12 protein-coding genes and 1 tRNA gene are annotated in these 15,635 nt (G+C 41.6%); 7 read left to right on the top strand and 6 right to left on the bottom strand.

Translation table 11 applies throughout. The features are described 5' to 3' along the window. Positions 1–14 precede the first annotated feature (14 nt). The 3 genes from SIO70_RS32510 to SIO70_RS32500 all read left to right on the top strand — a co-directional run bounded on the left by SIO70_RS32510 (position 15) and on the right by SIO70_RS32500 (position 3,690). Positions 15–1,694: a RagB/SusD family nutrient uptake outer membrane protein gene (locus SIO70_RS32510; RefSeq protein WP_320577991.1), complete on the top strand. Its 1,680-nt coding sequence runs from the start codon at positions 15–17 to the stop codon at positions 1,692–1,694. A 324-nt stretch (positions 1,695–2,018) separates the two neighbouring features. Next, positions 2,019–3,179, top strand: coding sequence for a carboxypeptidase-like regulatory domain-containing protein (locus SIO70_RS32505; RefSeq protein ID WP_320577989.1), 1,161 nt, complete (start codon positions 2,019–2,021; stop codon positions 3,177–3,179). Between the two features lie 145 nt (positions 3,180–3,324). After that, positions 3,325–3,690 carry a hypothetical protein gene (locus tag SIO70_RS32500; protein WP_320577987.1) on the top strand — a complete coding sequence of 122 codons (366 nt, stop codon included), beginning with the start codon at positions 3,325–3,327 and terminating at the stop codon, positions 3,688–3,690. A gap of 246 nt (positions 3,691–3,936) precedes the next feature. On the opposite strand, the gene SIO70_RS32495 is transcribed toward SIO70_RS32500, so the two are convergent. Both SIO70_RS32495 and SIO70_RS32490 read right to left on the bottom strand, forming a co-directional pair. Then, positions 3,937–5,520, bottom strand: a complete 1,584-nt coding sequence (locus SIO70_RS32495) for a glycoside hydrolase family 71/99-like protein (protein ID WP_320577985.1) — start codon at positions 5,518–5,520, stop codon at positions 3,937–3,939. Between the two features lie 241 nt (positions 5,521–5,761). After that, positions 5,762–6,937 (bottom strand): acetyl-CoA C-acyltransferase, encoded by a 1,176-nt coding sequence (locus SIO70_RS32490; protein ID WP_320577984.1) that lies wholly within the window; start codon positions 6,935–6,937, stop codon positions 5,762–5,764. A gap of 138 nt (positions 6,938–7,075) precedes the next feature. Between SIO70_RS32490 and SIO70_RS32485 the strand changes: the two genes are divergently transcribed. Further along, positions 7,076–7,148, top strand: a tRNA-Lys gene (locus SIO70_RS32485). Between the two features lie 286 nt (positions 7,149–7,434). On the opposite strand, the gene SIO70_RS32480 is transcribed toward SIO70_RS32485, so the two are convergent. The 4 genes from SIO70_RS32480 to SIO70_RS32465 form a co-directional block, all read right to left on the bottom strand. Beyond that, positions 7,435–8,355 (bottom strand): helix-turn-helix transcriptional regulator, encoded by a 921-nt coding sequence (locus tag SIO70_RS32480; RefSeq protein ID WP_320577982.1) that lies wholly within the window; start codon positions 8,353–8,355, stop codon positions 7,435–7,437. A gap of 17 nt (positions 8,356–8,372) precedes the next feature. Further along, on the bottom strand, positions 8,373–9,209 hold the full coding sequence (locus SIO70_RS32475) for an SDR family NAD(P)-dependent oxidoreductase (RefSeq protein WP_320577980.1): 837 nt from the start codon (positions 9,207–9,209) through the stop codon (positions 8,373–8,375). Between the two features lie 44 nt (positions 9,210–9,253). Further along, positions 9,254–9,934: an NAD-dependent dehydratase gene (locus SIO70_RS32470; RefSeq protein ID WP_320577978.1), complete on the bottom strand. Its 681-nt coding sequence runs from the start codon at positions 9,932–9,934 to the stop codon at positions 9,254–9,256. A gap of 1,185 nt (positions 9,935–11,119) precedes the next feature. Next, positions 11,120–12,673 carry a sulfatase-like hydrolase/transferase gene (locus SIO70_RS32465; protein ID WP_320577977.1) on the bottom strand — a complete coding sequence of 518 codons (1,554 nt, stop codon included), beginning with the start codon at positions 12,671–12,673 and terminating at the stop codon, positions 11,120–11,122. 289 nt (positions 12,674–12,962) lie between these two features. On the opposite strand from SIO70_RS32465, the gene SIO70_RS32460 reads away from it, so the two are divergent. The 3 genes from SIO70_RS32460 (at position 12,963) to SIO70_RS32450 (ending at position 15,556) form a co-directional block, all read left to right on the top strand. Beyond that, complete coding sequence (locus tag SIO70_RS32460) at positions 12,963–13,154, top strand: hypothetical protein (protein ID WP_320577975.1); 192 nt, start codon at positions 12,963–12,965, stop codon at positions 13,152–13,154. A gap of 35 nt (positions 13,155–13,189) precedes the next feature. Next, entirely contained in the window at positions 13,190–13,984 is a 795-nt protein-coding gene (locus tag SIO70_RS32455; protein WP_320577973.1) for a sulfite exporter TauE/SafE family protein, read from the top strand. Between the two features lie 153 nt (positions 13,985–14,137). Next, positions 14,138–15,556: an MBL fold metallo-hydrolase gene (locus SIO70_RS32450; protein WP_320577971.1), complete on the top strand. Its 1,419-nt coding sequence runs from the start codon at positions 14,138–14,140 to the stop codon at positions 15,554–15,556. Positions 15,557–15,635: the final 79 nt, after the last annotated feature.

Below are 15,635 nucleotides of genomic sequence, written 5' to 3'. Positions count from 1 at the left end.
AAGGGAACATCATCATGAGTAATAATAAATATATCTTATCTCTTGTTTGCAGTTTGCTATTATTAGGAACACTGTCCTGCAAGAAAGAACTGAATGTAGGAAATCCGAACCTGCCTACCGTGGATGGGAATGTGAATACTGAGTCCGGCCTGATCTCACTGGCTACAGGTGGTGTGTACATCAACGGTTTTAAGACGGGTGACGACTGGTTGGGCGATAGTTATTTTTCATTGCCTTTCGGATATGCGGAGTTGTTAGGTGATGTGGTGGGTGCACAGGCATCGAACCAGTTGATAAGTACCATAAGCATTCCTGAATACTTTATACTCGACGACGGTACCAAGACAGAAACAGGCATTGCGAATGTAAGTCTGATGCGTGCGAATAATACCCGTGCTCAAACAGGGTCTGGTTATAACCCTACTTACTATCAGTGGTTGAATATGTATGCTATGAACAATACATTGAACCAGGTATTGAGTCTGGTAGATGGAATTACATTCAGTGGCGATGCTACTACGCGTTCGAATACGATCAAAGCATGGTGTTACTGGTGGAAAGGATATGCGTATTCACAGATCGGTTCTTTGTATTATTCAGGATTAAGGATCGATACATTTGGTGGTACGTCTAACAAGTACCTGATTAAGGATAGTATCATTGCATTGTCCAATGATTACCTTAAAGAAGCATCGAGTCTGTTGCAGACAGGCATCACGAGTACTACAGATTATAGTACGGTATTGGGACAGCTGATTCCTTCTTTTTGCCAGGTAGGTAATGGAGGTGTATTGACAACTGATATGTGGGTGAGGAATATCAATACCTTGCTGGCGAGAAACCTGCTGGTGAATAAACTGGCGCCTTTTGTGAATAAGAACCTGAGTGCATCGATCACTACGACATCTACGACACCGATGACGACGGCAGACTGGAATGAAGTACTGACCCTGGCGACAAGTGGTATCAAGGATGGAGACTATGTATTCACGGGCAGAAGTGCTGCCGCGAATGGTTTCTTCTCCGCATCAGGTGGTACAGTGTCTGTGTTAACCACGGGGGTGAATACATCGACTACATTCAGATTGGGAGAGCGCTTTATGCAGAACTTCCATACTGGTGATAAGCGTGTGGCAAACAATTTTGATACGGCTACCAAATACCTGGATGATTTATCATTTGGTACGAGGTGGAGTATTATAGATGGTGGTAATGGCACATCAGGTGTGTATGTGTATGGAAGTACAGCGATAGGTGGTTATGAACAATTTATAGCAGGTAGTTACGAAGAGAATGCGTTGATGCTGGCAGAGGCCAATATCCGTTTGGGTAATACGGATGCCGGATTAGCATATGTAGATGCGGTGAGAAGTTACCAGGGCGCGGGTGTGGCAGCTGTGACCGGCACTGGGTTGACAGCCGTAAATGCGATGCAGGAGCTGGTGATGGAAAGGAGAGTGTCATTGGTATTCAGAGGGTTGTCATTTTATGATATGCGTCGATGGGGATGGTCTTATGATATTGGATCAGGCGGGGGTAGTTATGGAAATAACTTCCTGACGGCAGCAGGGAAACTGAATAGTAATGTGACGATCAATTTTAACTTCATGGATTACTGGGATGTGCCGGCGGATGAGGCGGATCTGAACCCGGGAGGAGAGGGAAGTGCGGAGACGAAAAATCCTAACTACTGATAATATTGAAAAGAGGGTGGATCATAAAAAAATGAACCTCCTGAGAATCGCATAAAATGGAATCTGGCTCTACCAGGTATCCGAATTAAAAGGGGGGTATCAAACTTTTGATACACCCCTTTTTTTTGAGAAAATGGAAGGTTATCCAGGTTGGTGAGCTTCGCCTGTTTATGGATATTTTTTGTGAAAGCGGCTTTTATTCCCGTTGTTAAATTTCCTCTTCCATGAATATTTTTATTTAAAAATGTGTGTTTTGTCTGCACATCCTGCCAGTACATCGATATTAACAGAATGGCAATCGTGCTTCGATGTTATTTCGCGCCCATGAAACGATTTTTAATCCTCGGTTATTTGATCACACTGACGGAGGTAATTTTTGCACAGGTCAAAATTACAGGTACAGTGGTGTCAGCTACGGATGGCAAGCCACTGGGTTTTGCAACGGTATTTATCAATAATACAAGTAAGGGTGGTACGACGACGGAGAAGGGGAGTTTCAGTATTGGAGGGATTGTAGCGGGTCGGTATGAGTTGATCGCTTCTTATGTGGGATATGAGACGGCATCGAATTACCTGGATATTAATACAGAGGATGTGAATATAAAGATCACCCTGCAACCAAAGGCGACGGTGCTGAAGGCATTTGAGGTGAAGCGTGATCCTAAGCGGGAGGCGTATATTAAAACGTTCAAAGAGACATTTATTGGGAAGACGGATTTTGCAAAGAATTGTGTGCTTACCAATGATGAAATCCTGGATATTGGGTATGATAATGCGGAGCAGGCATTGAAGGCGAGTACCGAAGATTACCTGATTATCAATAATGCGGCATTGGGGTATAAGATCCGTTTTATGCTGAAGCAATATGTGAATTCAGACAGGGATCATACGATTTCTTATTATGGATATGCATTTTATGAGAGTATGACGACGAAGAAGAAGGCGCAGATGCGGCAGTGGCTGGCGAATAGGGAGACGGTGTTTCATGGATCATCATTGCATTTCTTCAGGTCATTGATTGAAGGAAATACGGAGGAAGAAGGTTTTGTGGTGAATGAGATTGTGAGGCGACCACGGCAGCGGGGGTATGTGCATGATACGATTGTGAAGAATGGGAAGATCATGTTGAACAGGGATGCGTATTCTGATGATAGTAATTATGTGAATTACAGGATACCTATAGCGTTAAGACCGGTTGATTTAATGAAGCCTTCGGATTCCCTGGTGGATAAGTATGTATTGCATTGTGAGAATATGCTGATGGTAAGTTATATGAAGGAGTTGGAGGCGAATAAATATGCAATAATGATGGGTAGATTGCCGCGGCAGCAGGAGTCGATGATACGGTTTTTTCAACCGGATTGTACGTTTAGTAAGGAGGGGGTTTGTGTGGATCCGTTGGCGATGTTGTTTAGTGGGTATTGGGGATTTGAGAAGCTGGCGGATCAGGTGCCGTATGATTATGTATCGACATCCAGGAAATAATTAAGGGTTTTCCGCAGGCCATTAACATATAAATGCTGCCTTTGGCTACATTTTTTGTAACATTATCTTAATGTATAATTTTTATCAAATTATTATACCTTACGGCTGATATCTCAATTCCCTCAATTTAAATTTGTTTTAGCCCATGAGGTTCTCACTCATTTGCAGTCTTCTGTCAATTTTATTTTTTGCGAACACTTTTGCAGCAACACCAAAGCCAGCGGTAGCCACTACTTACAATGTACGTATTGAACTGGTAGACATTTACGGTAATCCATACACAGGCAGTACTGGTTTGTATGGATTTTGGGCCATCAATCAGTCCACCGGCGTTACTTACAATGCTGCGCGTGAAGGTTACGAGATCTATGACCTGCCGGCAGGTACTTATCAGTTCGGCGCTAATCCGGGTAACTGGGATGGCGTAGTATCTAAGACGGTAACGCTGAGTGATAGTCAGGTAGGTAGTGACGGGTATATTGTGGTGACTTTAACTTACTGGGTAGAATAGTTTTTTCTGCTAACAAAAAGGAGGCCGTATCTCATTGATGATACGGCCTCCTTTTATTTGGGTACTTAATGGAGATAGGTCGTCCCTTAAGCACTTGTCTTTGTTTTCTGCACCACTATCATGCCGGCAAAAGCCGCAGCGATACCACATGTTTGTTGTATAGAAAAATTGACGTTCATAATGGCCCTTTTCAAATTTCTGCTTTGGGGCAGCGTTTTGAAAAGGGCCGGTAAAGTATTTATTGTTTTATTGTTGGAGCGTCCATTGGCTACTTTCAAAATAGTTCGGCACTGTTGTGCACTGGGCTAATCCGCTTTGATTTTCAAGATTTAAATAAGTGCTTTGCCATTCATTTTTCAACCTGGTATATCCATTATAACTTTCCAGCACCCAGTAGCTGCTGTAGTAAGTATTGGGTACATCAGTACTTTCCACATAAGCATAGAGGTGTTCAATATTCAGGTAGTGACCTGTAGAAAGGTTTTTGAAACGGATGTGTCCATTCACCGTTTCCTGTACCCATTTATATTGGTTACCGGAGTTGGAAGAGCTGTATTTCACCTGACCATTATCTTCATAGAGGTAGGTGCTCAGCCATTTGTTTCTGATATACACACCGGTGGTGTTATTGTTACCACCAAGGTTATTGAGCAAAGTTTCGGCTTGTGCCACCTGTTGATTGGCGAGATAGGTGAATACCTGATCCAGTTGCGCCTGAATGGTGGTGTTGCCAGCATAAGATTTGCGTGCCTGGTACAATTGATAAATAACTTCCAGTTCATGCTGGCCATATGGTACGCCCAGTTTTGTTTGCATGGTAGTGAGGAAAGAGTAGCCGAATTCTTCAGTAGGTTCGATCATAGTACCTTCACCATAGTCATTCCAGGTAGCAAATTGAATAATGCTCACAGAAGAGGCAAGGGCTTTATCCAACATGGTAGAGAAGGTGCTGGTACCATTATAGGCGATCTGCCAGGTAGGGCCATCGGCACCACCGGCGGCATAGAACGTATTGAAGCCAGGATAGACTACTCCTACAGAGAGTGCAAAATTCGCAGCCTGGGCATAGTAGTTATTCACAACAGTGGGATGATCCTGGTAGATCCAGGGAAATTCACCACCAGCATTGTTGGAGCCGACTTCGGACGTAAAGCCAAAGAGTGGGATTACTTTGGGTTTCGGGTTGATGCCATTTAGGATGGCATCCCATTGGGAGGATTGATGAAAGGTGATGGGACCGAAGTTGAGCACGACCGGGCTACCATTGGTAGTGAGGTAATTGGATTGGTTGAAGTAGTTGTTCTGCATGTAGACAAAATCGCCGTGGGCACCGGAGGTATTGCCGGCATCCCAGTTTCTGTCTTCTTCGACGATACCGAATTGCAGACCGACAGCATTCAGTTTGTTGATGAGGGCATTGGAATTGGCGAGGTTGTCAGGGTAGTCGTAGAGCGTTCTGGTACCTGGCCAGTCGATGAAAACGCCATCGGCACCGGCGTATTTCATGAGGAGGAGTTGGTACTCAATGATGGCCGGATCGCTGGAATAATAAGGACCGGTTTTAGGGTAATAGTAAGTAGCAATTTGTCTTTTGCCATTGGTGATGATGTCCGGGTTTTGGGTGTTCATTTTCCAGTGGTATCCCCAGGAGCCTTTGGATTCGGGTGTTTCGAACCAGGGCATGTAGTGGATAAAGATCTTTTTGCTAGTGGTTTTGCTGACGGTGGTGGCAGCTATAGTTGCATTGTTTAAAGACAATTTGGCTTCCTGTTGTTTATTACATGCGAATAGTAATAGGGCACAGCAACAGAGCCAGGTAAGTGGTTTCATGGAGATTTGTTAAATGGTTATTGATTGAGTATTCTTAAAACGTAAAAGTAGGGAGGAAGGTATTGCGGGGGGAAGAGTATGGGGGAAATATAGAAGAAATATAGTTAATGGGATTGAGAATCAATTTTTTATTGGTTTTGGGGTATAGATGTAAAAAGAGAAATACCTCCTTGATTCAGGAGGCATTTCCCTTTTTTATAATTTTTCGATGCGGGTTTTGAGATTGATTTTTATAAGCTTTTTATAATCTTTCGATGACCCCGGCTATGCCCTGGCCACCACCTACGCAGGCGGTGACGATGCCATATTTTTGATTGAGTCGTTTCAGGTCACTGAGGATTTGAACAGTAAGTTTGGCGCCGGTACAGCCAAGGGGATGTCCCAGGGCGATGGCGCCGCCATTGATATTAACGATATCGGGGTCGATGCCGAGTTCACGTATCACGGCTACAGATTGAGAGGCAAAAGCTTCATTCAGTTCAACGAGGTTGATATCGTTCAGTGTCTTTCTTGTTTGTTGCAAAACTTTTGGAATGGCAGCAACGGGGCCGATGCCCATAATGCGTGGGTGTACACCTGCGGAAGCGCAACCCACGAGGCGACCGATGGGAGTCAATCCCAGTTCTTTGACCATGGTTTCGCTCATGACGATTACGAAGGCGGCGCCGTCGGAGGTCTGAGAGGAGTTACCGGCAGTGACACTGCCACCAGCGGCAAAAACGGGTTTGAGTTTGGCGAGGGCTTCGGCAGATGTATCGGCACGAGGACCTTCGTCGGTATCGACGGTGTAGGAGCGTTGTTGTTTGCGACCTTTTTCATCAACGTATACTTCATCGATGTTAATGGGGAGGATCCCTTCTTTGAAGTAGCCGTTCTGTATAGCTTTGATGGCTTTTTGATGAGAGTTGAGGGCAAAGAGGTCCTGATCTTCGCGGGAGACGTTGTATTCTTTGGCCACGGCTTCGGCGGTGAGGCCCATGCCGAGGTAGTATTCGGGTGTGGTGCTGGCGACTTTGAAATTCGGCACTGTTTTCCAGCCGGCTACGGGTACCAGGCTCATACTTTCGGTGCCACCGGCGATGATGCAGTGGGCCATACCAGATTGAATTTTGGCGGTAGCGATGGCGATAGTTTCAAGGCCGGAGGCGCAGTATCTGTTTACGGTTACACCGGGTACTTCGATGCCGAGAGCTCTGACGGAGATCATTCTGCCTATCTGGAGACCTTGTTCAGCTTCGGGGACTGCATTCCCTACAATAAGGTCATCGACGCGCTTTGGGTCAAGCTGGGGAACGCTTTTTAACAAACCTGTTATGACATCTACGGCGAGATCGTCGGGGCGATAGAAGCGGAATCCGCCACGTTTAGCCTTTCCCACAGCGGTTCTATATCCGGCTACAATGTATGCTGTTTCCATAACTGAGTATATTTTAACCGGGGGTATATCCGGAGTTTTTCAAAAATTAAAGAAATTTAAGTTAAATTATTTTTGTGAAATATTAATAAAGGTTGTAGTTTTGCAACCCCAACCACACGATATGTGGGGATAAGAGATGACTCCGTAGCTCAGTTGGTAGAGCAAAAGACTCTTAATCTTTGGGTCCTCGGTTCGAGCCCGAGCGGGGTCACAACAAGATAAAAGCCTTCAAAGTCATTGATTTTGAAGGCTTTTTTGGTTCGATAGTTGTTCCTCCCTGACTGAAAAGCCTACAAAGTGTTTAAATTGATGCATTGAGGGGGCGAATACCAACATGTTTTTTAACTGGAGTATATCATTTAAATGTCATGGTAAATTCTCAAATGGACAGATACATCCGACTTTATCCAAATAGACCGCAACGCTATTCTTTTCCTGATTCGACGCTATCCTATCATCAAGCAAGAAGTGGAGTTATTTCGTGATAATCAATACAATCAATTAAACGAGGCACGAAATTCTAAGGGTGTTTTATTCGTCTTGCTTTTAAACAATTTGCTGAATGATTGGGGATGTTCAAATCCCAGTGCATAAGCAATTTCACTTACTGTTAGCGTTGAAGTGGATAATTTTTCCTTCGCTTTTTCAATCAGCTTATCGTGAATATGTTGTTGAGTACTTTTCCCGGTTAAGACTTTGAGTAAACCGCTTAGATAGCTTTGTGAAATATTCAGTGCATTTGAAACGTATTGCACGGTGGGAACTGTTGTATTGGTTAAATCTTCCCCTGAAAAATACTGATTGAGTAACGTTTCTAACTGATCAAGAATTTTGTGATTGACAATTTTCCGCGTTATAAATTGGCGTTGATAAAAACGTTCAGTATAATTCAACAATGTTTCAATCTGTGAAATAATGATGTCCTGGCTAAACTTATCAATATTGGTATGGTATTCCTGTTGAATATTTTGTATGATGTTGTTTAAAATAGACTCTTCTCTACCGGAAAGAAACAATGCTTCGTTAGCGGTATAATCAAAGAATTCATATTTATGGATGTTTTTTGCTAAGGATGTATTCCGGAAAAAATCCGGGTGAATAAGTAATAACCAACCCGAATGCTCTATGTTATGATCGACCGTTATTTCAATTCCTAGTAACTGATGTGGCGACATCATAAACATTACACCTTCATCGAAATCATATTCCTGTTGCCCGTATTTCATTTTTCCGTTAAGTCCTCTTTTAACGGCGATGGAGTAAAAATCAAAAGTCCAGCTGGTCCCGTTATATTCGGTTGAGAGGTTAATAGCTGCATAATCAACGACACTAATCAACGGGTGTGAGGGTTTAGGCAAGCCTCTAAGCCTGTGAAACTCGCTGATCGTTTTTATCCTGATCAATTCCTTACCTGCCATTTTGCGTATATTTAAAATCAGTCAAAATTTGTAGAAACGGAAAGGGTTTTATAATGCTCAAACGTTTCAAGATTAGCCTTCATTTTTGCTGTTGCTATCTGAAATGCATCGCTGCCCAATAGAAGGTGTAATGGGGGCTCATCCATTTCTGTGATATCTTTCAAAACCATAGCCAGCTTTGAAGGGTCTCCTGGTTGATGGCCGCTATATTGCTGCCACATTTTAATTTGCGCTTCTGATTTATAGTCTTCTATCAAGTTCGCAGTTATTTGAAGGGAGCTATCATTCATAAAATTAGTCCTGAATAAGCCAGGAATTGCAACAGTCACATTAATTCCAAAGTCCTTCACTTCGCTATGAAGGGATTCGCTTAAACCAATAACAGCAAACTTTGCCGCATCATAACTTCCAGAAAGTGCAGCACCATTATATCCGGCAATAGAGGATACATTTATAACATGGCCGTATTTTTGTTTGCGCAGGTAGGGCATAGATGCTCTGATAACGTTTATAGTTCCAAATAAATTGACATCAATAGTTTGTCTAATTTCTAAGTCTGTCAGTTCTTCCAACGCTCCAACTAATCCGTAACCAGCGTTGTTGACGATAACATCAATAGAACCAAAAGTATTAAAAGTCTTTTCAATTGCTTTTTTGACTTCTTTTTCAGCCGTTATGTCAACATTTAATGGTAAGAATTTTTCATTTTTACCAAATAGATCCACGATATCTTTAGTATTACGCGATGTTGCGGCAACATTATATCCATTCTGAAGTAGATATTTTGTAAGGGCCAACCCCATTCCTTTTGACGCTCCCGTTATAAACCAGGTTTTATTATGCTTAATTTTCATGTTGATATTTGTAGTGATAAATGAATTGATGTTCTGAAGCTTTATTACTGATTATAAACCGTGGCAAAATCCTTAGCAAAATCTTTCATTTTTACTTTCCCTAACGAAGGTTTATTCCTGTTATAATCATCATACAAATTGTTTAATCTGCCTGCATTCATGGCTGCCAAACCCCTGGCTGTATTAGGATTCACTCCTGCTTCCAATAGTCCATTCAGGTATTGTTCATCTGAAATTGAAATCCATTTTAAATTCGGCAATCCGATAGCTTCACCCAAGACCTTTGCTACATCATTAGGGGAAATTTCATCACTTGCAATGTATCGTACGGTTCTTTCATTAAAGGGTTTCTCAAACTCTTCGGCAATTACGGCTGCAATATCCAAAGGAGAAACCCAAGGTTCTTTTTGATCACCACCATAGTTTTGAATAATAGAGCCATGTGATTTTATAGCAGGTATAAAACCGAACATATTGTAGTAAAAACCGACCGGGCGCATAAATTTGATTGCAATACTTTCTGGTAAACCTTTCAAAATATGCTCAACTTTGCAATGTGCTTCCAGCATTCCGACCCCTTCCGTAGTATGCGCACCTACGCTGCTCAGGTGTATAACTTTGGTTATTTGAGATTTTAATATGGAATCTACATAACAGTTTGCTATGTGTAGCCATGATGACTTCGGATTTGGATTTTGTTCGAAATAATTACCCGGTGGTTCCATTAAATATACTGCGTCCGCCCCTGTAAAAGTTTTAATAAGAAAGTTGACATCCTGAATCGCGCCGATGGCGCAGGTAGCTCCTAAAGATTAAATGCATTTTTGTTTCCCGATGTTACTGCTAATTACGGTAACGTAATGTCCTTGTTGTACTAATGCTTGTGTTAAAGGTTTGCTGATGTGCCCTAATGAGCCGGTTACTACTATCTTCATGCCTTCCATTTTATACATGCAAAGGTCCCCGATAAAAGGTAAAGGAATGTAGCCATATCTACTTTTTTTGTAGTCAATAATCAGGTTTTATCATTTATATTATGTTTAACAATTAGATCGCCTGGATGATATATTGGAACTCAGTATGAGCGATTATGTCTCTGGCTTTATTTCAACGATGATTTATTATCCCAAATCCATAGTTAATATGATCATAGTGAAAACATTTTACATAGAGCAGATGATGGCGGACATGGCCTGAGGCCTGTAATCTATTTTCGCAATCCGGATCAGGATCGCTGGCAGGGATTTTGGTGCCTTGGAACAAGCCCAAATTATAAATTTATCTCTAAAATTAATTATATCTATTTGGTTATCAGTATTTTTAAATCACAAAGAGCTTTTAGATGTTCATAAAACCGGTTCGAGAATTGTCCAACCGAGGTCACATTTTAGGAAAAGTCCTATCAGATGCAAGTCTGGTAGGACTTTTTGTTTGTAGTAACTTCAAATTTTATCCTCTTTAGGGATCAAGTTGAAAAGGTGTAATTTCAGGTGTAATTTATATCTAAAACTGGGTGTAACTTTATATCCCCCAAACTTCTGCACTTCAATTATTTACATAGTCTCAGCGCCTCATTTATCAGGTTGAGTATTTATACGCCCAAAACCAATATCGTTGTTAATAATTATTGTTGTCCGGATAATATCAAGTCTTATTATACATAAATCCTTTGCTGTATTGAGTTTGACGTGCAAATAATGTTGTTTCAGAATCAGGGATAGTACCCCTTCCTGTAAATTCGATATAATTCTTTACTGTAAAGGGTTTGAAGCATTATTCTCAATTTTACCCGGACAAATCAGCTAGTGTGCGACACTTGATTTTAGTCGACAATTTAGTACTTAAACTTATTTCTGAATTATTCATTTTTAACGACTTAGTATCTGTTGTACAGAAACAATGGTTAATAATTATTTTGATTGCGCTATAATGTAATCCAACTCAGGTGCCTCAACGCTTTGAGATTGTTGAGGTGTATGTACTCTTAATTTATTTGTTTCAAGTTTATGCAACTGTGTTTCCAGATCCATTCTGACTTCTTTATATGCAGGATCATAGGCAAGGTTGGTATATTCAGATGGATCGTTTACCAAATCGTATAGTTCATATTCGTTGTAATAAGCTCCCGAAGCATCAAAATAATAGCTATACTTCCATTTCTCTGTACGTATACATCGGATACGATTTGCAGCATTTACCGCAGACCATTGGCTATTTGAACCTGCTTTTGTATCATCGTATGTAAACAATATACTATCCTGTACAGGTGTACCATCCTGCATAATTGGTAACAAGCTTGTGCCTGCAAGTCCGGCAGGAGGGTTGGATACATTAGCAATCTCCATAAACGTAGGCATAATATCAATCAGCGTGGCCAGGGCCATAGATTGTTGAATGGAGTGGTCTGAAAATAAAACAGGATTAGATATAACCAGTGGAACCCGTAATGCTTCTTCGTAAGCTACAAAGGTTTTCTGTCGCAGTCCTCCATGTGCAAGTCCCATTTCTCCATGGTCTGAGGTGTAGGTCACGATAGCTGTATCAGCCAGGCTTATTCCATCCCCATCTTTAGCATACAGTTCTTTGATCAGGTTACCAATCTCTTTATCGACCAGGGTTAACAGATGTCCGTAAAAATTTATATAATCTAACTTTTGTTCTACTGTTGCTAAAGGCCCTAAAGAAGCATCCATGCCCAATAGGATTTGTTCCTGCGCCATCGGTTTTTTATTAGCCAGTAGATGTTCGTTTACAGTATCGGGCAATCCAATTTCCCTTGTTGACCAGGCGTCAGGATAATATCCGGAGGTTCCTGCTGTTTTCGGATAAGCCAGCACGTCGTGCGGATTCACCAGCGACACGATCAGGCAATAGGGTTTGTACTGACCTGCAGCTCTTTTCACTTTCACCTCCTGCAGATATTTGATGGATTCGGCCACATACCTGGCATCATGGTTGGCAAATCCTCCTCCGAAATTTAAAGGATTTACATCTTCTCCTGCATCAGGGGCTATCCATCCCATTGCACCAAATAGAGAAATATCTGCAGATGTAAGGTTATCATAATTCGTGGATGCTCCATTACCGGCAATGCCTTTACTCATGTGCCATTTACCACGGTACTGTACATCATAACCGTCATTCCAGAGTACATTCATGATGTTTGGTAAGGAAGTACTGATGGTTGGTTCCGAAGGAGATAAAGGGCCGCCAATAGTGAGTGTTTGAGAAACCTTATGTTTAGCCGGATAAATTCCTGTAAATAATGTGGTACGGCTGGGAGAACACATGCAGGTATTACAGAAAGCTCTGTCGAAGCTGAAACCGTTCCTTTTTAGAAAGGTCAGCGTTGGAAGATTTTTCTCTTCCCATCCCGGAGGGAAATGCTGTGTAGCACGCTGTTCGTCTGTAATAATGAGAATCATGTCTGGCTGCTTGCCAAGTTGTGCTAACTTTTTTTTCAAGTTCATGGTTTAACGTGTTTATTTGAAAGGGATTGGGTCAAAATTCGGGGTAGATTAAAAAGTTAAATGAAGATTGTGTCAATGCCTGGACCAGCAGATATCTCAATGTATGATAGTATTCAGTAAGGGTGTAGTGCTTAATTTCTCCAAAATTCTAATGTAAGAAGAAATTGTTCAATTCCGATATGAATCAGTTAAACATCTTGTTGCTGGCATCATCCATCTTTAATTAACTAATTAAAGTCACTTTTGTTCAAAAAATACTGAAACAGCAAAATTTAGTGGATGAATGGTTATTGACCTGGCTCAAAAAGAAATCAAAATAATATCCATCCCAAACGAACAATTAGCTAATGAACCCGGAACGGTTCACGTGGTGGTTTCGCAACTATTAAGCAATTGGAATAAAACAGAGTTATCCGACCTGGCCGGAACAAAAAATCACCCTTATGTAACCAAAGTAGCTGTACAGGTTCTTTAATTGATGCACTTTTGCAGTATCAATTTTGCAAATCTATGGCTATAGCGGGTTATTTGGCTTCAATTTTTATAGGTATATCATTAGGACTAATCGGCGGTGGTGGTAGTATTCTCACCGTACCCGTTTTGGTGTATCTTTTCCATATGGATGCAATCCTGGCAACGGTCTATTCACTCTTCATCGTTGGAACGACAAGTGTTGCAGGTTCTTTTTCTTACTTCAAAAGGGGGCTGGTCCATATCAAAGCAGTGGTTGTTTTCGGCATACCCTCAACTATATCCGTTTTTCTAACGAGAGCATATATCGTTCCGGCCATCCCACAGCATGTTTTCAGTATCGGAAGTTTTACCCTTACCAAAGGGATTTTGCTATTATTGCTTTTTGCCGTACTGATGATTTTCGCTGCTTACGGCATGATCAAAAAGGACAAAAAAGCATCGGAAGAAACATCGCAAATACAGTCATTCAATTATCCTTTAATGCTTGTAGTGGGAACTGTTGTCGGTATCCTTACTGGTTTAGTCGGTGCAGGTGGCGGATTTCTGATTATTCCGGCATTGGTTAATTTCATGGGGCTGCCAATGAAAAAGGCGATTGGCACTTCTTTGGTCATTATAGCCATCAATTCGCTGGCCGGGTTTTTATTTTCCCTATCCCACATCATCATTCTTTGGGCTTTCATATTGAATATTACAGGACTTGCCATTATCGGCATACTAGCAGGCAGCTACATTTCAACAAAAATTGACGGCAGAAAGTTAAAACCTGCATTCGGCTGGTTTGTATTGGTAATGGGTATTTATATCATTCTCAAAGAAACCCTTCTGTAATCAATTGAATAGTCATCGTTTGCCGGTTTAAACTAAAAATAGGAAAAGAGCTACTTTTATTCGTATGTAACCAAAGTAGCTGTACGTGAAAAATAATGTGCGGAAATTTATAATATAAAAGAATAATTAACGATGTAAATAAAAATAAGAGATATGTTTTTTCAACACGTTTATGATAAGAGTTTAGCGCAGGGCAGTTACATTATCGGTTGTCAGGCAACCGGAGAGGCCATTGTGATTGATGCGCAACGGGATATCGATGTCTATTTGGATATTGCCAAACAAAACAACCTCCATATCTCGCATATTGCCGAAACCCATATTCATGCAGACTTCCTTTGTGGTTCGAGAGAACTGGCGGCTGTAACAGGAGCAACAATGTACCTGTCTGACGAGGGAGGAGAGGAATGGCAGTACCAGTTTCTGCATACAGGACTAAAAGATGGGGATGTTATCAAAGTCGGCAATTTGTCTTTGGAAGTATTGCACACGCCGGGGCATACACCTGAAAGCATTAGCTTTTTGCTGACCGATCATCCGGCAACAGACAAGCCCGTCATGGTATTTACCGGAGATTTCGTGTTTGTTGGAGACATTGGTCGTCCTGATTTATTGGAAAAAGCCGCAGGGCTTATCGGTACAAAAGAAACGGGAGCAAAGCAAATGTTCCAGTCATTAAAAAAGTTTGCGGCATTGCCCGATTATATTCAGCTGTGGCCGGCTCATGGAGCAGGTTCGGCCTGCGGAAAGGCATTGGGAACAGTACCTGGTTCTACGGTAGGGTACGAAAAAATCCGCAATTGGGCTTTTGGGTACGGTGAGGATGAAAAAGGATTTATCGATTATCTTTTGGCAGACCAACCGGAACCGCCTAAGTATTTTGCCAAAATGAAACACCTGAACAAAGTGAACCGTCCGTTGCTGGTAGAAGTGCCTAAGCATCCGAAATTATCCAAAGAGGCATTTATAAAAGCTTATGAATATGGATTGAAAATTATAGATGCAAGGGATAAAGCCGATTTTGCCAAAGGATTTATACCCGGCAGCCTGAACATACAGGGCAATAATTCTTTTTCAACATGGGCAGGTTGGCTGCTCAATTATCAGGAACAGTTTATGTTGGTTTGCGATGATAATCAAATAGAAGACCTGACCCGAAAACTGATGCGCATCGGTTTGGATAATATCTATGGGTATATTTCCGATGTGCACAATCTGGGCATGGAGTTACAAACAGCGGATATAATTTCCATTGATGAGTTTAAAACGTACCTTAAAAAAGATGATGTCCGGATTGTGGATGTGCGGGGCGAAACCGAATATGAGGCAGGACACATAGAACGGGCAGAAAATGTTTTTGTAGGAACCATTCCCGATAACCTCGATAAAATCAGTAAAGACAAACAGGTAATCATCCATTGCCAGGCGGGTGACCGTGCCGCAATTGCTTATTCGGTACTGGCAAAGAATGGTTTCAGAAACGTAAAAAACTTTTCAGGCGGTATGAAAGAATGGCTGGCATCCGGCGGAGAAACAATTACCTGCAAAGAACCATCTTGCATTGAAGCTTAAAACAGATAATTATAGGATTCTTTTCACCATTATTTGATAAAATAGATAAAGCCAGTTGACAGAGGTGATAAAGGACGGC

Origin of the sequence: Chitinophaga sancti (assembly GCF_034087045.1) — a bacterium.
Classification (GTDB): Bacteria; Bacteroidota; Bacteroidia; order Chitinophagales; family Chitinophagaceae; genus Chitinophaga; species Chitinophaga sancti_B.
This window is presented reverse-complemented; position numbering and strand designations above follow the sequence as displayed.